Origin of the sequence: Actinoplanes sp. NPDC089786, from assembly GCF_040684855.1 — a bacterium.
Lineage (GTDB): Bacteria > Actinomycetota > Actinomycetes > Mycobacteriales > Micromonosporaceae > Actinoplanes.
This window is the reverse complement of record NZ_JBFBGU010000017.1, coordinates 162,611-183,072: the sequence shown is the minus strand read 5'-3', so window position 1 is coordinate 183,072 and position 20,462 is coordinate 162,611. Positions and strand designations below refer to the sequence as shown.

Here is a 20,462-nt window from a genome sequence, read left to right as displayed (position 1 = left end):
GAGACGGCATCGAGCGCGATGGGGGAGGTCGCCGGGTCCGGTCCCGAGCCGGTGGGCGGGACAGGCCCTAAGGTCGAGCGTATGGACGTCGTGATCGGGATCGACAGCGGGACCACCGCGACCAAGGGCGTCGCCGCGGGGCTCGATGGTGAGTTGCACGCGCACGCCAGCGTGCACTATCCGCTGCTGGTGCCCGGGCCGGGCCGGGCCGAGCTGGACGCCGACCGGGTCCGGGACGCGGCGGTCGAGGCGCTTGTCGACGTGGCCGGTCAGTGCCGCGCGGCCGGTCACCGGGTGGTGGGGGTCAGCCTCAGCTCGTTCCTGCACGCGCTGGTTCCGATGGACGCCGACAGCAAACCGCTCGGCCCGCTGGTGACCTGGGCCGACGGGCGGGCCGGTGGGCAGAGCGCCGCGATCGCCGACCAGGGGCTGGCCAAGAAGCTGCTGGCCCGCACCGGCACCCCGGTGCACCCGATGGCGCCGCTGTCCAAGCTGGCCTGGTGGGGCGCCACCGACCCGGAGACGCTGCGCGACACGCCTCGGTGGGGTGGCGGCAAGGAGCTGATCCTGTCGGGGCTGGCCGACGAGGCGTACCTGCTGGATCTGTCCCTGGCCTCGGCGACCGGCCTCTACGACATCCATGCGCGGCGGTGGGATCCGGAGGCCCTGGAGATCGCCGGGGTTCGCGAGGACCAGCTCGCCGAAGTTGTGCCGACCACGCGGCGGCTGCGGCTCAAGGCCGAGGTGGCGTCCGCGGCCGGGCTGCCCGCGGACACGCCGCTGATCATCGGGGCGGGCGACGGGCCGCTGGCCAACCTGGGTGTCGGGGCCACCCCGGCGGGGGTCGCGGCGGTGTCGCTCGGCACCAGCGGCGCGATGCGTACGGTCGTCGACCAGCCCAGCTCCGACGAGGCCGGGCGGCTGTTCTGCTACGCGCTCACCGAGGACCGCTGGGTGGTCGGCGGGGCGGTCAACAACGCCGGGTCCGTGGTGCGCTGGGCCGGGCAAGCCTTCGCCGCCGGGTTCGCGCGGCCGGCCGCCGAAGGGGAGAACGCCGACGAGATCGACGCCGCGCTGCTGATCGAGGCCCAGTCGGCGCCGCCCGGCAGCGACGGACTGCTCTGCCTGCCCTACCTGCTCGGCGAGCGGGCGCCCTGGTGGCGTGCGGGGATGCGCGGCGCCTTCCTCGGGCTGGGCCGCGAGCACGGCCGGCCCCACCTGGTCCGCTCGGCCGTCGAGGGGGTGTGCCAGCAGGTGGCGCTGGTCCGCGACTCGTTCGACGCGGCCGGGTTCCCGGTGACCGAGGTACGCGCGACCGGCGGCGCCGTGGCGTCGGACCTGTGGGTGGGTGTGCTGGCCGCCACGCTCGACCTGCCCGTGGCCATCGCCGACACGCCCGAGGGTACGGGGCTGGGCGCCTGCCTGCTCGGCTGGCACGCCCTCGGCTCGCTGCCCGACCTGGACCAGGCCGCGGGGCTGGTCGACATCGGCGCGCCGACCGTGCCCGACGCGGCGAACGCCGAGCTCTACCGCCGGCAGCGCCCGCTGATCGAGGAGGCGGCGCTGTTCGTGGCCCACCTGTCCGAGCAGCTGACAACGCCGGTCGCCGCGCCCGACGACCGCAAGAGCGGTGCTGTGCCCGGCTGAGGCGCCGGAAGAGCGATGTCCCTGCACGGTTGACGGGCCGGAGAAGCGGTCGAGGGTCCGGAGAAGCGGTTGAGGGGTCCGGAGAAGCGGTTGACGGGCCGGAAGAAGCGGTTGAGGGCCGGGAGAAGCGGCGCCGTTCACTGCCGGGGCACGACATGAGCGTCACATTGACGTGGTCGTAGTCCGTCGGGTTGAGTTGCGGACGAGCGGTAGCGGAGGAACCCGGTGTGAGTCCGGGACGGTCCCGCCACTGTGACCAGGTCGTGTGCGTGACCGGTTCGCCGGTGATCGTGCGCGGTCCGGGAGTCAGGAGACTCCGGCCGCTCGACCCACCGTCGCCCGGGCGAGGACCCGGGGCAGAAGGGAAGTGCGCGTGCTGCCTCCGTACCCGTTCTCGGCCGTTGTCGGCCTCGACGACCTGCGCCTGGCGCTGCTGCTCACCGCGGTCTCACCGGCCGTCGGCGGTGTCCTGGTCCGCGGCGAGAAGGGCACGGCGAAGAGCACGGTGGTGCGTGCGCTGGCCGGCCTGCTGCCCGAGGTCGAGGTGGTGCGTGGGTGCCGCTTCGCGTGTGATCCGGGTACGCCCGACGCCGACTGCCCGGACGGCCCGCATGACGCCGACGCCCCGCACGGGCCTCGTCCCGCCACCCTGGTCGAGCTGCCGGTCGGCGCCACCGAAGACCGCGTCGTCGGCACCCTCGACCTCCAGCGTGCCCTGGCCGACGGCACCAAGGCCTACGAGCCGGGGCTGCTGGCCGCCGCCCATCGCGGCGCCCTCTACGTCGACGAGGTCAACCTGCTGCCCGACCACCTGGTCGACCTGCTGCTCGACGCCGCGGCGATGGGCCGGGCCCACGTCGAGCGTGATGGGGTGTCGGTCAAGCACGCCGCGCGGTTCCTGCTCGTCGGCACGATGAACCCCGAGGAGGGCGAGCCGCGGCCGCAGCTCGTCGACCGGTTCGGGCTCGTGGTCACGGTGGCCGCCCCGCGGGATGCGCGGCAGCGGGCCGAGGTGGTGCGGCGGCGGCTGGCCTACGAGGCCGATCCGGCCGGGTTCGCCGCCCGGTTCGCCTCGTCCGATGCCGAGCTGGCGGTGCGGATCGCCTCGGCGCGCGCACGTTCGGCGTCGGTGGTGCTGCCCGACGCCGAGCTCGATCGGATCGCCCGGGTCTGCCTGGCCTACGGCGTGGACGGCATGCGCGCCGACATCGTCGTGGCCCGGTGCGCGGTCGCGCTGGCCGCCTGGCATGAGCGTTCCGTGGTGACGGCCGACGACGTGCGCGACGCGGCCCGGCTGGCCCTGCCCCACCGGCGTCGCAAGGACCCGCTCGACCCGACCGGCTCCGACGAGGAGCGGCTGGAGGACGCGCTCAACGCCGCCGCCGAGGACGACGAGGAAGAGGGCGAAGACCCGGATCCGCCCGGCGGGAGCGGCCCCGGCGACGGGCCACCCCCACCGCCGCCGCCCGCGGGCAGGCCGGATTCCACGCCGGAGCGGGCCGCCGACGAACAAAAACCGGAGCAGGCCGCCGACGAACAAAAACCGGAGCGGGCCGGCGACGAGCAGAAGCAGCAAAGACCGGCGCCGGCCGGGGGAGTAGCCGCGCCCGGCTCGGCCTACCGCCCGAAGACGTTGCGCATCACCGACCGCGGCGCCGGCGGGCACTCGGGCCGGCGGTCGCCCGCGTTCACCCGTCGCGGCCGTGTCGCCGGATCGCGGGTGCCCCACGGCCGTCTGACCGGCGCCCCGCACCTGCCGGCGACGCTGCGCGCGGCGATCCACCGCGGTTCCCGCACGGTCGAGCCCGGTGACCTGCGCGAGTCCGTCCACGTCGGCCGCGAGGCGAACCTCGTGCTCTTCGTGGTGGACGCGTCCGGCTCGATGGCCGCCCGCAAGCGGATGACCGTCGTGAAGACCGCGGTCCTGTCCCTGCTGCGCGACGCCTATCACCGGCGCGACCGGGTCGGGATGATCACCTTCCGGGGCCGGAACGCCGAGCAGGTGCTTCCGCCCACGTCCAGTCACGAGGTGGGCGTGATGCGGCTGGCCGCGTTGCGCACCGGTGGCCGTACCCCGTTGGCCGCCGGCCTCCGCACCGCCGCCGCCACCATCGCGACCGAACGCCGCCGCGACCCCCGCCGCCGCCCGCTCCTGATCGTGGTGACCGACGGCCGCGCGACCTCCGGCCCCGACCCGGCGACCGTGGCCCCGGCCCTGGCCGGCGTGGCCGCCATCGTCGTCGACTGCGAGTCCGGCCCGGTCCGCCTCGGCCTGGCCCGCCGGCTGGCCGCCACGCTCTCCGCCGACCTCGTCCCGCTCGACGCTCTCGAGGCCGCCTGATGCCGCAGGGGAAGGTCGAGGTCGTCCCGGACGACGGGCTGACCACGCGGCAGCGGCGGCGGCAGGCCGTCCTGGCTGTGCATACCGGGCACGGCAAGGGGAAGTCGACGGCCGCGTTCGGGATGGCGCTGCGGGCCTGGAGCGCCGGCTGGGACATCGGCGTGTTCCAGTTCGTGAAGAGTCCGAAGTGGCGGGTCGGCGAGGAGACCGCGCTCAAGGCGCTGGGCGAGCGGATCACCTGGCACAAGATGGGCGAGGGGTGGTCGTGGATCCAGCGTCCGGGCACCGAGCGCGACCACGCCGTCGAGGCGGCCGAGGGCTGGGCGCAGATCAAGCGGGATCTGGCCGCCGAGACGCATGCGTTCTACGTGCTGGACGAGTTCACGTACCCGATGAAGTGGGGTTGGGTCGACGTGGCCGACGTGGTGGCGACGCTGGCCGCGCGGCCCGGCACGCAACATGTGGTGATCACCGGGCGGGACGCGCATCCCGACCTGGTCGCGGCAGCCGACCTGGTCACCGAGATGACCAAGGTCAAACATCCGATGGACGCGGGGCGTAAGGGTCAGCGGGGCATCGAGTGGTGAGAATCCCGCGCGTGGTGATCGCGGCGCCGGCGTCCGGGCACGGCAAGACGACCGTGGCGACGGGGCTGCTGGCGGCGTTCGCCTCGCGTGGCCTGCGCGTGGCGCCGTTCAAGGTGGGGCCCGACTACATCGACCCGGGTTATCACGCGCTCGCCGCCGGCCGGCCGGGCCGCAACCTCGACCCGGTGCTGGTCGGTGAGAGCCTGATCGGGCCTCTTTTCGCGCACGGGGCCGAGAACACCGACCTCGCCGTGGTCGAGGGTGTGATGGGGCTCTACGACGGCCGCACCGGCGCGGGTGAGACCGGGTCGACCGCGCAGGTGGCGTCGCTGCTGGACGCCCCGGTCGTCCTGGTCGTCGACGCGGCCGCGCAGGGCCGGTCGGTGGCGGCGCTGGTGCACGGGTTCCGCAGCTTCGGCAACGCCCGCATCGCCGGGGTGATCCTGAACCGGGTCGGCTCCGAGCGCCACGAGTCGATCCTGCGCGACGCGTGCGAGGAGGTCGGCACCCCGGTGCTCGGCGCGATGCGGCGGGCCGACGCGGTGGCCGCTCCCTCACGGCACCTCGGCCTGGTCCCGGTGGCCGAACGCCGCGAGGAAGCGCTCGCCTCGGTGGCCGCGCTGGAACAGCTGGTCACCAGGTCGGTCGACCTTGCCGAGGTGATGGCGGTGGCCCGATCGGCGCCGCCCCTCGAGGCCACCCCATGGAGCCCGGGTGAGCCGTCGGCCGGGGAACGGGAGCGCCCGGTGGTGGCGATCGCCGGCGGCCCGGCGTTCACGTTCGCCTACGCGGAGACGGCGGAACTGCTGACCGGGGCCGGGGCCGACGTGGTCACCGTCGATCCGCTGCGGGACGAGGCGTTACCGGAGGGCACGGCGGCCCTGGTCGTCGGCGGCGGCTTTCCCGAGGTGTACGCCGCGGAGCTGTCCGCCAACGACCCCCTGCGCGCGGCCGTGCGGAAGCTGGCCGAGAGCGGCGCCCCGATCGTCGCCGAGTGCGCGGGCCTGCTCTGGTTGTGCCGCAGCCTGGACGGCGCGCCGATGTGTGGCGTGCTCGACGCCGAGGCCGCGATGACCCCGACCCTGACGCTGGGCTACCGGGACGCGGTCGCCCTGGGCGACAGCCCGCTGGCGCCGGCCGGCACCCGGGTCACCGGCCACGAGTTCCACCGCACCACCGTGCATCCGCGGTCCGGTCTGTTGCTGTCCCCGGCGGGCACCGCGGCGTGGGCCTGGCGCGGTGACGACCCCGAGGGTTTCGCCACCCCGAGCCTGCACGCCTCGTTCCTGCATCTGCATTGGGCGGGTCATCCGGGGTTCGCCGGCCGCGTTGTCGGGGCAAGCTTGGGGCATGCGACTTGATCTCGGTGGGAAGACCGCGCTGGTAACCGGTTCGACGCAGGGCATCGGGCGGGCGATCGCCGCGGGGCTGGCCGCGGCGGGCGCCCGGGTCGGCGTCAACGGGCGGTCGGCGGAATCGGTCGAGCGGGCCCTCGACGACCTGGGGGACGGCGACTTCGTGGCGGTGCCGGCCGATGTCGCCTCCGAGGCCGGGGCCGCGACCGTGCTCGAGGCCCTGCCCGACGTGGACATCCTGGTCAACAACCTGGGCGTCTACGGGTCGCAGCCGGCGTTGGAGATCTCCGACGACGAGTGGCGGCGCTACTTCGAGGTCAACGTGCTGTCGGCGATCCGGCTGACCCGGTCCTACCTGCCGGGCATGCGGGAGCGCGGCTGGGGCCGGATCCAGTACATCGCCAGCGACTCGGCCGTCGTCACCCCGGTCGAGATGATCCACTACGGCATGAGCAAGACCGCCCTGCTGGCCGTCTCCCGTGGCTTCGCCAAGGAGGCCGCCGGGTCGGGCGTCACCGTGAACTGCGTGATCGCCGGGCCCACGCACACCGGTGGCGTCGAAGACTTCGTGTACTCGCTCGTGGACAAGGACCTGCCGTGGGATGAGGCGCAGCGGGAGTTCATGCGCCGGCACCGGCCGCAGTCGCTGCTCCAGCGGCTGATCGAGCCGGAGGAGATCGCCAACCTGGTCGTCTACCTGTCGTCCCCGCTGGCCTCGGCCACCACGGGCGGCGCCGTGCGGGTCGACGGCGGCTATGTGGACGCCATCCTGCCCTGAGGTCGGTGAAAGAGGGTGACCCCGCACGGACGCGGAGGCGTAGCGGAGCGAGCCGACCCTCGGCGGGAGCGACGGTCAGCACCACCCACCCGACCTGCGAAAAAGTCCGAATTTGCATTTGCTGCCCGGGCGGTCGGGCACGTTCGTAAATATCCGTGCAGATGGATGCCGCTCCGGGTCCCCGCACATGTTCGTAAGTCGTGCTTCCCAACAAAGCGGACGCTTGACGATCGACTTCGCCCTGACCACGCTGTCGCTCTCAACGATAAAAGGACTATTTACGAACCTGGTTCGTAGAGCGGTGGTTCGGGTGAACATCCGGAAGTGGCTCGCCGTGGCGCTGACCGCCTCGCTGGCCGTCGGCTGTGGTGGTTCCGGCGGCGGGGATCAGAGTGGAGAGCTCGTCTTCGCGAGCTGGCAGTGGCTCGAGCCGGGGCGCGGCGAGCAGCTGTGGAAGGCGGTGACCGCGAACCCCGAGGTCACGCTCAAGCAGCAGTCGGTGGCGCGCAAGGACTACGAGAGCACGCTCAAGACGCAGATCGGGGCCCGTGGCGGCCCGGACCTGCTGATCATCCCGGACACGTTCCTGCCCGAGCTGGCCGACGCGGGTGCCCTCGAACCGCTCGACGACGTGCTCGACGCCGCCGGCAAGCAGGCGCTCAACGCCACCAACGACGCCGGCAAGGTCGACGGCAAGCAGCTCGGGTACGCCTGGGAGATCGTCAACTACGCGCTCTTCTGGAACCCGGCGCTGCTCGACCAGGCGGGCGTGCGGCCGCCGACCGACGTGCCGGGCCTGATCGCGGCGGCCAAGACGATCAAGGCCAAGACCGGCAACCCCGGTTTCGCCGTACGCCACCAGATCAACGAGGAAGTCCCCTGGTGGATCGACTTCTCCAACTGGACCTACGGGTTCGGCGGCTCGTGGTCGAACGGCAGCACCCTGACCATCAACAGCCCCGAGAACGTCGCGGCGGTGACCGCGTTCCGGGACATGTACTCCAGCGGCGCCATGGCCGTCGGTGACGACGCGTCGACGTTCCGGTCCAAGTTCAAGGCCGGCAAGGTCGGCATGATGATCGACAACAGCTCGGCCCTGGCCACCATGGTCACCGGCAACCAGGTCGTGCCCAGCAAGACCGTCGGCGCGAGCAAGCTGCCGTTCCCGGCGCCGGCCAGCAGCCAGGCCGGCTTCTTCATCGGCGTCAACAAGTTCGGCAAGCACAAGGACGCCGCGAAGAAGTGGCTGCGCTGGTACTACGGCGCCGACGCGCAGAAGCAGGCCGCGGCCGCGCTGGGCGCGAGCGTGCTGGGCACCGACGCCAAGCCGCCGGCCGAGTTCGTCGCCGCGAACCCGTGGGTGCCGACGTTCCAGGCCCAGGCGTCCACCTCCAAGGACGCGGTGATCGACGGCTTCGAGATCAAGACGCCGCAGATCCGCCACGCGGTGCTGAGCCAGGTCGAGAAGGTGCTCGTCGACGGCGACGATCCCGCCGCCGCCCTGGCCCGCGCCCAGCAGGAGGCGGAGCAGCTCAAGTGAGGGCCGCACGGGGCGCGCCGTACGTCTTCGCCGCGGCGGCCGCCCTCTACCTGCTTGTCTTCACCGCCGGGCCGCTGCTCGACGGGGTGTGGCTGTCCTTCACCGACACCAAGCTGCTCGACCCCACGGGCGGCGAGTGGATCGGCGTGGACAACTACTCGGCCCTGGTCGCCGACGCGCGGTTCGCCGGGACGCTCGGGATCACGCTGATCTACAGCCTGGCCACGGTGGCCGGGGCGCTGCTGCTGGGCACGGCCGGCGCGATCCTGCTGGACGCGTCGTTCCGGGGCCGGACCGCGCTGCGGGTGCTGCTCACATTGCCGTGGGCGGCCCCGACGGTCGCGGTGACGCTGATCTTCGTGTGGATCTTCAACAACGACAACGGGGTGCTCAACCACGCGTCCGCCGCCGCCGGGCTGGGCCGGCACGGGTGGCTGACGGCGTACGCGCTGGCCACGGTCACGGCCGTCTCGGTGTGGAAGGTGTTCCCGTTCGTGCTGCTGGTCGTGCTGGCGGCGCTCCAGGCCGTACCCAAGGATCTGATCGAATCCGCGGCGATCGACGGCGCCGGACCGGGAACGGTCTTCCGGCGGATCACGCTGCCGTTCCTCGTCCCCACGCTGCGGGTGATCGCGCTGCTGATGACCATCTGGTCGTTCCGGCGCTTCGAGATCATCTGGCTGCTCACCCAGGGCGGCCCGGTCGACCGCACCACCACGCTGGTGATCGACGTCTACCGCGAGGCGTTCCTCGACTCCGACCTCGGCCGGTCGGCCGCCACCGGGGTGGTCGGCCTGGTGCTCTCCGGGATCGCCACCGTTCTGTACGCCCTGGCGGAGCGACGTGCCGCCGGAAAGGACCTGGCGTGAAGCTCCGGTTCATCGCGCTCGCCGCCCTCGCGGCCGTGGCGGGCTTCCCGCTCTACTGGATGGTGGTCACCGCCACCCGCAGCCAGGACGAGCTGTTCGGCGGCTCGGTGCGCTGGCTGCCCGACGTGACCCGGCTCGGCGCGGCTTTAGAAAGTGCGACCGCGGACACCCCGATGTTGCGCTGGCTGACCAACAGCGCGTTCGTGGCGGCCGGCACCACGGTGCTCAGCCTGGCCCTGGCCGTGCTGGCCGCGTACGCCCTGTCCCGCTTCACGTTCCGCGGCCGAGGCGTCTTCGGCTTCGCGCTGTTCGCCACCCAGATGCTGCCCGAGGCGCTGATCGTGGTGCCGCTCTACGCGATCTTCCTGACCCTCGGGCTGCTGAACAACCTGTGGGGCCTGGTCCTCGGCAACACGGCCTTCGCCATGCCGGTGGCCGTCTGGATCATCAAGACGGCGATGGACGGCGTGCCCCGCGAGATCGAGGAGGCCGCGGCCATCGACGGCTGCTCCCGCTACGCCATGCTCCGCCGCATCGTCCTGCCCCTGATCGCCCCGTCCCTGGCGGCCGCGGCCGTGCTGGCCTTCTTCGACAGCTGGAACGAGTTCCTCCTGGCCAACACGTTCATGGTCGACGAGGAGAGATGGCCGGCGTCCAAGGGGCTGGCGTCGTTCGTCGGCGAGTTCGTGACGCCACTGCCCACGGTCATGTCGGCGGCCGTCCTGTTCACCGTCCCCGCGGTCGTCTTCTTCCTGCTGGTCCAGCGCCGCATCGTCGCGGGCCTGACGGCGGGCGCGGTCAAAGGCTGAAGATCAAGTTCATGCTGAGGTACGCGCGACGTCAAGACGCCGTGGCGCACACGCGGGCTGGGCGGTGGGTCACCCCCTCTGCCCCCGCGCCGGGTTGTCCCGCGTGGCCCTCAGCGCCCCGCCCGGTGGCAGCCCCGCCGCCGTGCCCAGTGGTAGCCAGGAGCGCCTCCGGACCCCCAATTCCCCGCCTCGACCTACCACGGCCGCGAACAGTGGTAGCGCAGCACGGTTTCGGCACCCGAAATGCCGGGAGGGCCTACCACTGTCGGGGGCGGTGGTGGGGCAGGACGGTATTTCGGGCCCGGATGCCGTGACGGTCTACCACTGCTGTGGGCCGGCGCCGTGTTCCCGCGGTTGTCGGTGGATCTGTGGAAGAGGGTGACCGCTCACGCACGTGGAGCGGAGCGACCCTCGGCGGGAGCGACGGTCGGCGCCACCCGCCGAGCTACGACATCGATCTTGACTTTCAGACGGGCCACTCGTGGACGGGCTTGTTCTCGTGCATCAACGGCAGGTAGCGCCGCAGCATGTCGTGCAAGGCCTCCTGGCGGGAGTGGCCGTCGGTCTCGAGTTTGTGGAGCGTCTCGACCTGCCAGGTGGCGCCGTTGCGGTGGGTCAGGCAGCGCTGCTCGATGATGCCCAGCAGGCGGTCGCGTTCGGCCGCCGAGACGCCCCAGCGGTCGAGACCTTCCCGGGCCAGGGGCAGCAGGCGCCGTAGCACCAGTTCGGTCACCGGCACGTAGCCCAGGCCGGGCCAGAACATGGACGCGTTGATGCCGTGGCGGGCGCCGGCGTGGAAGTTCTCCTCGGCGGCGCTGAACGACATCTGGGTCCAGATCGGGCGTTCGGCCTCGGCCAGCACGCGGATCAGGCCGTAGTAGAAGGCGGCGTTGGCGATCGTGTCGACCACGGTCGGGCCGGCCGGCAGCACCCGGTTCTCGACGCGCAGGTGCGGGCGGCCCTTGACCACGGCGTAGATCGGGCGGTTCCAGCGGTAGACCGTTCCGTTGTGCAGGCGCAGCTCGGACAGCTCAGGGGTGTCGCCGCGCTCCAGGATCTCGGCCGGATCGTCGTCGTCGCAGATCGGCAGCAGGGCGGGGAAGTAGCGAACATTCTCCTCGAAGAGGTCGAACACCGACGTGATCCAGCGTTCACCGAACCACACCCGTGGGCGTACGCCCTGGGCCCGGATCTCCTCGGACCGGGTGTCGGTGGCCTGCTCGAACAGCGGGATGCGGGTCTCGCGCCACAGCTCCCGGCCGAACAGCAGCGGCGAGTTGGCCCCGAGCGCCACCTGCACGCCGGCGATGATCTGGGCGGCGTTCCAGTAGGACGCGAACTCCTCGGGGCTGACCTGCAGGTGGAACTGGGTGCTGGTGCAGGCCGACTCGGGGGCGATGGTGTCGGTGGTGACCGACAGGCGGTCGACGCCGTCGATGCGGATGTCCAGATCTTCGCCGCGGGCCGCGAAGATCTGCTCGTTCAGCAGGGCGTAGCGCGGGTTGGCGGACAGCGCGTCGGCGGTCATGTGCTCGCGGCGCAGGGTCGGCAGGATCCCGATCATCACCATGTGGGCGCCGACCGAGCGGGCGTGCTCCTCGGCGTTGTTCAGGCTGGCCCGCAGCGTACGCTCCAGATCGGCGTTCTCCTCGCCGGCCAGGCGCCGCGGCGGCACGTTGATCTCGACGTTGAACTGACCGAGCTCGGTCTGGAAGTCTGGGTCGGCGATCGCACCCAGCACCTCGGCGTTGCGCATCGCCGGGTCAGCGTTCGTGTCGATCAGATTGAGCTCGATCTCCATGCCGGTCAGAGGGCGCTCGAACTCGAACCGCGCCTCGCGCAGCATCGAGGCGAACACGTCCAGGCTGCGCCGGATCTTCTGCCGATACTTGGCGCGGTCCTCCCGGGTGAACACGCGCTGCTCGACCTCTTCACCCACCGGGGTTACCGCCTCTCGCGTGCAGCGCCGTGCCTGGACCCATCAAACAACCCCGTTACCGCGTACGCCACCTTTACAAACCCTCCTGAAGACATCGAAACTCGTCACTATGCACTTCATCGCCGCAGCTGCGGCCCTCTCCGTCCTCGCTCTGCCCGCTCCCGCCCCCGGCCTTTCTCCCACCAGTTGGACCACCGCGTGGGGAACCGCCCCGGCCGCCGCAGTCGGCGGCGTCCAGCAGGGGTACGCCGGTTTCACCATCCGCAATGTCGTCCATACCACCGTGGGCGGCAACAAGGTGCGGATTCACCTGTCCAACCGCTACGGCACCAAGCCGGTGCTGTTCGGCCACGTCACGGTGGCCGTCTCCGCGCACCGGGGCGGCCAGTGGGACGGCACCATCGACCAGAGCGACGGCGCCGCCGCCCCCGGCACCATGCGCGAGGTGCTGTTCGGCGGCAGCGCGTCGTTCACCGTGCCGGCCGGCGCCGACGCGATCAGCGACCCGGTGGCGCTGAAAGTGGGCGCCGACCGCGACCTGCTGGTCAGCGTCTGGACCCCGGAGCCGTCCGGCACCGTCACCTACCACCCGGCGGCGATGCAGGACTCGGTGTTCAGCCGCGGCCCGGCCGACCACGCCGGTGACGAGTCGGCCGCCGCGTTCGGTGAACGGACCCAGGTCTGGCACTACCTCAGCGGCGTCGACGTGTCCGGCGGCCCCGGCACCGTGGTCGCGCTCGGCGACTCGATCACCGACGGTGTCACGTCCACCTTCAACGCCAACCGGCGCTGGACCGACTACCTGGCCCGGCGCCTGGCGAACGGCCCGCAGCCCGACTACGGCATCGCCAACTCCGGCATCAGCGGCAACCGGGTGCTGCTCGACTGCGGCTACCCCAACTGGACGATCTACCAGGGCTGCGGCGAGAGCGCCCAGAACCGGCTGCCGTCCGACGTGCTGCTCCGGGCCGGCGTCCGAAGCGTGATCATCTTCGAGGGCGTCAACGACATCCAGCAGGACCCGCACCAGACCGACCCCGCGAAGATCATCGCCGGGCTGGAGCAGATCACCACCCAGGCGCGCGATCAGGGCCTCCGGGTGGTGGGCGCCACGATCATGCCGTTCCGGGGCTGGAGCACGTGGACGCCCGAGCTCGAGGCGACCCGGGTGGCCGTCAACGAGTGGATCCGCACCACGTTCGCCGGCTCCCTGGCCGACTTCGACGCGACCACCCGCGATCCGGCCGACCCGTCGCGCATGCTCCCCGCCTACGACAGCGGCGACCACCTGCACCCGAACGACGCCGGCGACCTGGCCATGGCCCGCGTGGTGCCGCTCGGGCGGCTCTGAGTCGGCTGATCGCTCGGACGCCTCTGAGTCAGCTGATCCAGGCCGCGATGGCCACCACGGCCAGCGTCACGCCCAGCGCGGCCTGGATCAGCAACGCCGGCCCGATATGCGACCACATCGTGGGGATGCGCGGTGTCAGCGGCTGCATCGTCGTCAGGTTCAGCAGGGTCATCAGGCGTACCGGCAGGGTCGGATCGTCCTGAGCCTGGGTGCGCAGCTGCACCAGGTCGCCACGGTGCAGCGCGGACGCGGCCAGATGCCCGTGCATCTCCACCTCGTACACCTGGCCCAGATCGTCCCTCAGCCGCACCGGGGTGACCAGGAACTCCGGACCGGTCTTGAGATCCTTGAGGCTCCGGTGCACCCCCTTGAGCCGGATCAGCGCCCCGATCAGCCGCGCCACTGTGGCCGCCACGAACACGGCGAGCACCAGCGGCTGCCCCACCTTGATCGCGCGGGTGTACGAGGCGCCGAAGCCAACAAAGCGCCCGGTGATGACGGGCGTGGCGTGCCGGAGGATCTGCTCGCGGTACAGCTCGGTGTCATCCATGGGGGATCACCTCCTGGGGGGTTCGTCCATCGTACGGAGAGTCACCGATTCATCGCAGTGAGTGAATTGACGGTTCAAGGGCTGATTCGGGTACGCCCGCCTGAGAAGTCCCGCCATCCGGGCCCCGCCGCCGTCGCTGGTCCCGCTCCGCGCGCCCACCGCCGGGTCGTCCCGCGGGGTCACCCCCGCGCGCTCATTCCTCGGCTGGTCTCACCGCCACCTGGTTGGTTTTCGTGTGCTCCGCCGCCGGGGCTGCTCGTGGGGGCGGTCCTGGCGCTTTCGCCGGTGGGGCCGGAGTCCGTCGTGTGGCTACCGATTGGCCGAAACGGGCACGCGCGCCGACGCGAGGCGGTGAACTTGACCTCGACGTGCGCCGGGCCGGGCAGCGCACCGAGGCATCCGACGGGGGACACAGGGCATGGCAACGATCGTCAAACCGGACAGCGTGCTGGCGCGAACCGCCCGCGAGATGCTCGAGGCACACGCCCAGGGCGCCGGCCCCCGCGAGGGCATGACCATCTGCCCCGTCTGCGGCGAGCCCCTGCCCTGCCCTTCCGGCCGAGCCGCCGCCGAGGTCCTCTTCGCCGCCGGCCTGGCCGAGTCCTCCGGCCTCATCGACGCCGCCCGCCACCAGGCCCTGGGCGGCCGCACGCCCCTGGGCCAGGACCTCCCGTCAGCCGGCCCCCAGGGCGCCGGCCACCCCACCGGCGTCTCCTTCACCGCCCCACCCGGAGCCGCCGCGGCCGCCGCCGAGACGCCTTCCGTACCCGGCTCAACGCCCACCACCGCCTCGCCTTCCACCGCCGGGTCCGCGCCAGGCACCACCCCCGGGCCCGCCTCGGGCTCCACCCCGCTCACCGGCTCCACCCCACTCACCGGCTCCACCCCGCTCACCAGCTCCACCCCGCTCACCGGCTCCGCGTCGATTCCCGGGTCCGCATCGGGTCTGAGTTCCGGGTCGGCGCCCGGCTCTGCGTCGGGTCCGGGTTCCGGGTCGGGTTCGGGTCGGGGTTCCAGCTCCGGGCCGGGCTCTGACTCGGGCGTGGGTTCCGCGTCCGGTTCAGGCCTCGCGTCAGGCGCAGACTCCACGCTCGCCACGTCTGGCTTCGGCTCTTATGGTTCATCGTCTGGGCCTGCCGCTGGTTCTGGCTCCGCGCCCGGGTCCGACCTTGCGCGAGGCGCGGTGGGTGAGCGTCAGGCTGCGCAGGCGCCTGGTTCCGGCTCTGGCCCACGTGACGTATCCAGGTCCGGATCCGGGCCGGATCACCGGCCAAATGCCGAGAGCGGCTCGGCCCCAGCACCGGGCTTTGGCGCCGGATCGGCCTTGGGCGGATTGGCCGGGTCGGGAGTGCTGGGCGGGTCGGGAGTGCCCGGCGGGTCAGGAGGATCGGGCGGATCGGGAGTGCCGGACGGGCCAGGTGGGTCGGGCGTAGCCGCGGCCCCGAGCTTCGGCGCGGGATCCGGCTTGGGCGCGGGTCCGGGCGCGGGTCCGGGCGCGGCCGCCAGTGCAGGAACATCGACCACACACAGCGTCGGCTCGCCCGACGCGGCCTCGGCAGAGAAGGCGGGCATCACTTCCGTGCCCGGCGCCGCCACCGGATCGGCAACCAGCCTCCAGCCGGATGCCGGCTCAACATCCAGCAGTGGATCGCCAGCCGCAGGCTCGACGGCTCCCAGCGCATCCAACGCCACCACGGAGCGGCCGACCAAGACCCTGGCTCCCGGCACCGTAGAAGCCGAACTAAAGAAGTCCCGAGCCACCGACCCCAGCCACGCCACCACCCCAGGCATCCTCCGCACCGCGAGCGGCCCAACATCCGCCGGTGAGCCGAGCGCCTCCAACCAGCCGAGCGCCACCAAGCCAATCCCCAGCGAGCCCAACGCTCCGTTCCCGTCCGAGAACGAGCCGAGCGGCCTCTCCTTCTCAGCTCCCCACCCCGAGCCGCCGTCCACCGACCGCGCTGAGGCCCTGGAGCACACCCGCCCCACCGAACCTCAGGCCATGGCCGAACGGGAAACCCAGGAGATCGACCCACTCCTCCTGGGCCCGCCGATCTTCGACCGCCAGAACCGCCCCTTGGACGCCCCGAAGTTCACCCCCACAGCCCGCCCTTCCGCGAGCCCTCCGGCAACCTGGCCAACGCCCAACCAGGCCGCAACGTCCCACCCGGTCCTGCCCTCAGATCCGTCGCAGGCGCCGAACCACCCGGGCCAGCCCGCAACGCCCGGCCCTGCGCCGCAGAGCGCGTCCGGGCAGCCCGGCCTAACCACTCCAGGCCACCCCACCGCAGGCCAGCCGGCCCGTCCCGGCCTGACCGCCCCAGGACAGCCCGGCGGACCGGGTTCAGCCTTGCCGGGTCAGCCTGGTGGTCCTGGTCTGACTGGGCCGGGTCAGCCTGGTGGTCCTGGTCTGACTGGGCCGGGTCAGCCTGGTGGTCCTGGTCTGACTGGGCCGGGCCAGGCTGGCGGTCCGGGTCAGAACGTGCCGGGGCAGCCGGGAATGAATGGACCGGCGGTTGGTCAGCCGGGTCAGGCTTCCCAAGCTCCTGCTGGACAGTTCAACCAGCCTGGCAGCGCCTCGTCGATGGGCCAGTCCGCTGCCCCGCAGTGGGGTCAGCCGGGCGGCGCCCAGTCCGGGCCGCAGGGCCTGCCTGGGCCCGGCCAGGCCACCAGCCCGCAGCCGGCTGCATCGGGTTTGGGGCAGCCAAGTCTCGGTCAGCCTGCTGGTCCAAGCTTCGGCCAGCCGGCAGCGTCGGGCCCAGGCCAGCCGGCCCTCGGTCAGTCGGGCACCGAACACACCCAATCGGGTAGCTCCGGCCAGTCTCAGCCCGGCGGTTCAGGTCAGCTCCAGCCTGGTGGTTCTGGCGAGTCTCGCCAGGGCGGCGCGGGTCACTTCCAGCCGGGCGGTGCGGGTCAGTTCCAGTCGGGCGGTGCGGGTCAGTTCCAGTCGGGCGGTGCGGGTCAGTTCCAGTCGGGCGGTGCGGGGCAGCCTCAGCCCGGCGGGCCTGGACAAGCGCCGCCGGTCGGCCCAGGGCAGTCGCAGCTGGGCGGCGCCAGCCCGGCTCAGCCAAGCGGACCAGGAGCCGGCCAGCAAGGCTTCACCTCTGGACACAGTGGACAAGGCGGGGCTCTCGGGCAACCGGGCCAGGGCGGATTCGGGCGGCCGGGGGAGCCGGTTCCAGGCGGAGGCGGCTTGCAGTCGATCAACCCCAACCGCCCGCCGCTGGAGCCGCCGCAGATGGGACAGCTCAACCGGCCCATGGAGCAGCCGGGTCCGAGCCAGGGAGCGGTAGCCGGCCAAGGTCAGGGCGGCGCGGCCGGGTTGGGTGCGCATGGTGCTGGTCCGGGCGGGTCGGGTCCAGGCGTGGGTGGGCCGGGCGGTCACGGTGCAGGGCCGGGTCATGCTGGTGGGCCGGGCGGTCACGGCGTAGGGCCGGGTCATGCTGGTGGGCCGGGCGGTCACGGCGCTGGATCCGGTCAGGGTGTTGAGCTCGGTGGTCATGGTGCGACGCCGGGTCACGGTGTTGGGCCGGGTGGGCCAGGGGAGGTGGCCTTGGGGCAGCAGGCAACCACCGCGCCGATCAACCCCAACCGCCCGCCGTTGGAGCCGCCTCAGATGGGGCAGCTCAACCGGCCCATGGCCAACCAGCCCCAGGGCGGGAACGCCGGGTCCCAGGGCGGGAACGCCGGGCCGAGCTTCGCGGGGCAGCAGCCTGGCAACGCCGGCCCGGGCTATCCGGGACTGGGGTCAGCCGGCGGCGGGACAGCGACGGCGGCGGCGGCAGCGACGACGGCGGCGGCGGGAGAGGCGGCGGCGGACCAGCCCGCTCAGTTCGGGGCCGGCGCGCCGTCGGGGCTGGCGAGCGTGGCATCAGGGCTGGCCGGCTTGGTCGGCTCGCGTCCGGGTCAGGAAAACGGGGCCCCGTCGGGGCTGTCCGGCGCGGGGAGCGGCGCTCCGGGCGTACCGGGGAATGGGTCTGATGATCCTGAAGCCGCACCCAGCGGACTGCCTCGACGCGCCTCGGCGCCAACCGAAAAACGCGTGAAGGGCGAGGAAGGCGTGGAAGAGCAGGGACCGAGCGGCTTCCCAGAGCGCTGAGGCGGAAGCGCTGAGGCGGAAGCGCTGAGGCGGAAGCGCTGAGACGGCAGCGCTGAGACGGCTCAGGCCAGACCCAGGTGGGTCCAGACGACCTTCCCGTCGGCGTAGGGATGGACGCCCCACGATTGGGTCAACGCCCGGACCAGGCGCAACCCGCGCCCGCCGGTCTCGGTCACCCCGGGCTCGGACGGCCTCGGGAGGCGCCGGCTTCCGTCGCGGACGGTCAGGCAGATGCGGTTGTCGCGGATCCCGAAGGTGAACTCCATCGTGGTGTGCGCGTGCCGGACCACGTTGGCCACCAGTTCGGTGGCGACCAGGGACGCCGTCGACGCGGCCTCGCTGTGCTGCCAGGCGGAGCAAGTCTGGACGACCAGGTGGCGAACCTGGCGGCAGGCGTCGGGGACGGGGCGGAAGCGGACGCGGATCCGGCGCGGCTCGGGCTCGTCGGCGATCTCGGCCATCGCCTTCGCGACCGTGTCGGCGTACCCGATCTGGGGGTGGACCACGTCGTGCCGGGTGGCCCCGCACAGGATGACCGGCACGTTGGGCCATTCGGTGGTGTCGCTCACCAGGTCGGGGATCACGCCGAGGGTGGCCAGGTCGGTGCCGGCCAGGTCGATGAGCAACGCCTCGGGCTGGGGGGCCAGGCAGCGGCGTACGGCCACCCGCAGCGCCTCGCCGGTCTCCTCGTCCACGCGGCCGCGGACGCGCAGGACCGCCACCGGCAGGTCCCGCTCCGGCCGACAGACCAGCTGGCTCGCCAAGTTGTTCCTCCGATGGTCAACTGCCGCGTGAACGTGCCCGGCGGGGACGATGCGCAAACCAAGGGGACGATGCGCAAACCAACTAGCCTTCAGCTCGTGAAGGCCCTATGAAGGCGCTGCTGCCCTACCTGCGCCGGCATCGCGCGACGCTGGCCGTGGTGGCGGCGTTGTCGCTGGTCGGCGCGCTGGCCACGCTGGCGCAGCCGGTGCTGATCCGGGAGCTGCTGGACGGGCTGACCGACCGGAAGCCGATCGCGACCACGGTCTGGCTGCTCACCGGCCTGTTGATCATCGGGGCGGGGCTGGGCGCGGCCCGCGACTACCTGCTTCAGCGCACCGCCGAGGGTTTGGTCCTGACGACGCGGAGAAGGCTCGCGGCCCATCTGCTGCGGCTGCCGATCGCCGAGTACGACCGCCGCCGCACCGGTGACCTGCTGTCCCGGATGGGCGCCGACACCACGCTGTTCCGGGCTGTGGTGACGTCGGGGCTGTTCGAGCTGGTGGCCGGCCTGGTGATGGGGGTCGGTGCGACGATCGCGATGATCGTGCTCGACCCGGTGCTGTTCGGGGTGGCGGTGGTGGCGCTGGGCATCGGCATGGCGATCGCCATGGTGGTGTCGCGGCGGATCCGGCCGCTGTCGGAGGAGGCTCAGGCCCGGCTGGGCGAGATGACCTCGGCGGTGGAGCGGGCGATCTCGGCGGCGCGCACGATCCGCGCGAGCCGCGCCGAGGAGCGTGAGACCGAGGCGGTCGGGGTGGGTGCGGAGCGGGCTTTCGAGGCGGGGGTACGCGTCGCGCGCCTGCGCGCCGCCATCGTCCCGGCCGCGAACGCCGCCATCCAGGGTGCCTTCCTGCTGGTCCTGGGGGCGGGCGGGGCGCGGGTGGCGTCGGGGGCGATCGGCGTGGGCGACCTGGTGGCGTTCATCCTGTTCCTGTTCTTCCTGGTGCAGCCGCTGGGGCAGGCGCTGAACGCGTACACCCAGGTGCAGACCGGGCTGGGCGCGTTGCGAAGGATCGAGGAGATCCTGGAGCTGCCGACCGAGGATTCCAGCGACCGAACCGGACAAACCGCGAACGGCGGAAAGATCGAATTCAAGGACGTCACCTTCGCGTACGGCGAGACGCCGGTTCTGAACGACGTCAGCTTCACCGTCGAGGAGAAGACCCGGGTCGCGCTCGTCGGGCCCAGCGGCGCCGGCAAGTCGACGATCCTCCAGTTGATCGAGCGCTTCTACGACGTCACCGGCGGCGTCGTCCAGGTCGGCGGCGTCGACATCCGCGACCTGCCTCGAAACTCTCTGAGAGAAATGCTCGGCTATGTCGAGCAGGAGGCGCCGGTGCTGGCCGGCACCCTCCGCGACAACCTGCTGCTGACCGCGCCGGACGCCGACGACGAGCGGTTGCGGCGGGCCCTGGCCGAGGTCAACCTCTCGGGCCTGCTGGACCGGACCCCCGAGGGGCTCGACACGGAGGTGGGCGAGGGCGGGGTGCTGCTCTCCGGCGGCGAACGACAACGGCTCGCCATCGCCCGTACCCTGCTCAGCGGCGCGCCCATCCTCCTGCTGGACGAGCCCACCAGCAACCTCGACGCCCGCAATGAGGCCGCCCTGCGCGGCGCGATCGGCGCCGCGGCCCATGATCGAACCCTGCTCGTGGTGGCCCACCGGCTGAGCACGGTGATCGACTCGGACGTCATCGTCGTGCTGGAGGCGGGACGGGTGGTGGCCACCGGTTCGCACGACGAACTGCTCGTGACCAGCCCGCTCTATCGCGAGCTGGCCACACAACAACTGCTGGTGCCGGGAGTCGACACCATCCGTCCAGGAAAGTGAA

16 protein-coding genes and 1 riboswitch are annotated in these 20,462 nt (G+C 72.3%); of the genes, 10 read left to right on the top strand and 6 right to left on the bottom strand.

Features of this window, described 5'->3' with window-relative positions:
* Nucleotides 1–81: 81 nt before the first annotated feature.
* The 8 genes from AB0O15_RS34950 (at nucleotide 82) to AB0O15_RS34915 (ending at nucleotide 9,926) form a co-directional block, all read left to right on the top strand.
* Entirely contained in the window at nucleotides 82–1,647 is a 1,566-nt protein-coding gene (locus AB0O15_RS34950) for a gluconokinase (RefSeq protein WP_364327777.1), read from the top strand.
* Between the two features lie 215 nt (nucleotides 1,648–1,862).
* Nucleotides 1,863–1,964, top strand: a riboswitch (cobalamin riboswitch).
* A 56-nt stretch (nucleotides 1,965–2,020) separates the two neighbouring features.
* Complete coding sequence (locus tag AB0O15_RS34945; RefSeq protein ID WP_364327774.1) at nucleotides 2,021–3,988, top strand: VWA domain-containing protein; 1,968 nt, start codon at nucleotides 2,021–2,023, stop codon at nucleotides 3,986–3,988.
* The gene (gene cobO, locus AB0O15_RS34940) at nucleotides 3,988–4,575 is read left to right on the top strand and encodes a cob(I)yrinic acid a,c-diamide adenosyltransferase (RefSeq protein ID WP_364327771.1); all 588 of its coding nucleotides are present in this window, start codon (nucleotides 3,988–3,990) and stop codon (nucleotides 4,573–4,575) included. Before AB0O15_RS34945 ends, cobO begins: the two co-directional genes overlap by 1 nt.
* The gene (locus AB0O15_RS34935) at nucleotides 4,569–5,936 is read left to right on the top strand and encodes a cobyrinate a,c-diamide synthase (RefSeq protein ID WP_364327768.1); all 1,368 of its coding nucleotides are present in this window, start codon (nucleotides 4,569–4,571) and stop codon (nucleotides 5,934–5,936) included. The genes cobO and AB0O15_RS34935 overlap by 7 nt, the downstream gene beginning before the upstream one ends.
* Nucleotides 5,926–6,708 carry an SDR family oxidoreductase gene (locus tag AB0O15_RS34930; RefSeq protein ID WP_364327765.1) on the top strand — a complete coding sequence of 261 codons (783 nt, stop codon included), beginning with the start codon at nucleotides 5,926–5,928 and terminating at the stop codon, nucleotides 6,706–6,708. The genes AB0O15_RS34935 and AB0O15_RS34930 overlap by 11 nt, the downstream gene beginning before the upstream one ends.
* Nucleotides 6,709–7,018: 310 nt before the next feature.
* The gene (locus AB0O15_RS34925; protein ID WP_364327762.1) at nucleotides 7,019–8,248 is read left to right on the top strand and encodes an extracellular solute-binding protein; all 1,230 of its coding nucleotides are present in this window, start codon (nucleotides 7,019–7,021) and stop codon (nucleotides 8,246–8,248) included.
* On the top strand, nucleotides 8,245–9,117 hold the full coding sequence (locus AB0O15_RS34920; protein ID WP_364327760.1) for a sugar ABC transporter permease: 873 nt from the start codon (nucleotides 8,245–8,247) through the stop codon (nucleotides 9,115–9,117). Before AB0O15_RS34925 ends, AB0O15_RS34920 begins: the two co-directional genes overlap by 4 nt.
* Complete coding sequence (locus AB0O15_RS34915) at nucleotides 9,114–9,926, top strand: carbohydrate ABC transporter permease (RefSeq protein WP_364327757.1); 813 nt, start codon at nucleotides 9,114–9,116, stop codon at nucleotides 9,924–9,926. The genes AB0O15_RS34920 and AB0O15_RS34915 overlap by 4 nt, the downstream gene beginning before the upstream one ends.
* 466 nt (nucleotides 9,927–10,392) lie before the next feature.
* On the opposite strand, the gene AB0O15_RS34910 is transcribed toward AB0O15_RS34915, so the two are convergent.
* Entirely contained in the window at nucleotides 10,393–11,865 is a 1,473-nt protein-coding gene (locus AB0O15_RS34910) for a glutamate--cysteine ligase (RefSeq protein ID WP_364327754.1), read from the bottom strand.
* A 109-nt stretch (nucleotides 11,866–11,974) separates the two neighbouring features.
* On the opposite strand from AB0O15_RS34910, the gene AB0O15_RS34905 reads away from it, so the two are divergent.
* On the top strand, nucleotides 11,975–13,216 hold the full coding sequence (locus AB0O15_RS34905) for an SGNH/GDSL hydrolase family protein (RefSeq protein WP_364327751.1): 1,242 nt from the start codon (nucleotides 11,975–11,977) through the stop codon (nucleotides 13,214–13,216).
* A gap of 28 nt (nucleotides 13,217–13,244) precedes the next feature.
* Here AB0O15_RS34905 and AB0O15_RS34900 read toward each other — a convergent pair whose 3' ends face one another.
* The 5 genes from AB0O15_RS34900 to AB0O15_RS34880 form a co-directional block, all read right to left on the bottom strand.
* Entirely contained in the window at nucleotides 13,245–13,766 is a 522-nt protein-coding gene (locus AB0O15_RS34900) for a hypothetical protein (RefSeq protein WP_364327748.1), read from the bottom strand.
* Between the two features lie 1,263 nt (nucleotides 13,767–15,029).
* Nucleotides 15,030–15,623: a hypothetical protein gene (locus AB0O15_RS34895; RefSeq protein WP_364327745.1), complete on the bottom strand. Its 594-nt coding sequence runs from the start codon at nucleotides 15,621–15,623 to the stop codon at nucleotides 15,030–15,032.
* A gap of 487 nt (nucleotides 15,624–16,110) precedes the next feature.
* Complete coding sequence (locus AB0O15_RS34890; RefSeq protein ID WP_364327742.1) at nucleotides 16,111–16,563, bottom strand: hypothetical protein; 453 nt, start codon at nucleotides 16,561–16,563, stop codon at nucleotides 16,111–16,113.
* Between the two features lie 39 nt (nucleotides 16,564–16,602).
* A complete protein-coding gene (locus tag AB0O15_RS34885) occupies nucleotides 16,603–17,268 on the bottom strand; it encodes a hypothetical protein (protein WP_364327739.1) in 666 nt (221 codons plus the stop codon).
* A gap of 659 nt (nucleotides 17,269–17,927) precedes the next feature.
* Complete coding sequence (locus AB0O15_RS34880; protein ID WP_364327736.1) at nucleotides 17,928–18,629, bottom strand: ATP-binding protein; 702 nt, start codon at nucleotides 18,627–18,629, stop codon at nucleotides 17,928–17,930.
* A gap of 107 nt (nucleotides 18,630–18,736) precedes the next feature.
* Here AB0O15_RS34880 and AB0O15_RS34875 point away from each other — a divergent pair, with 107 nt between their 5' ends.
* A complete protein-coding gene (locus AB0O15_RS34875) occupies nucleotides 18,737–20,461 on the top strand; it encodes an ABC transporter ATP-binding protein (protein WP_364327733.1) in 1,725 nt (574 codons plus the stop codon).
* Nucleotide 20,462: the final 1 nt, after the last annotated feature.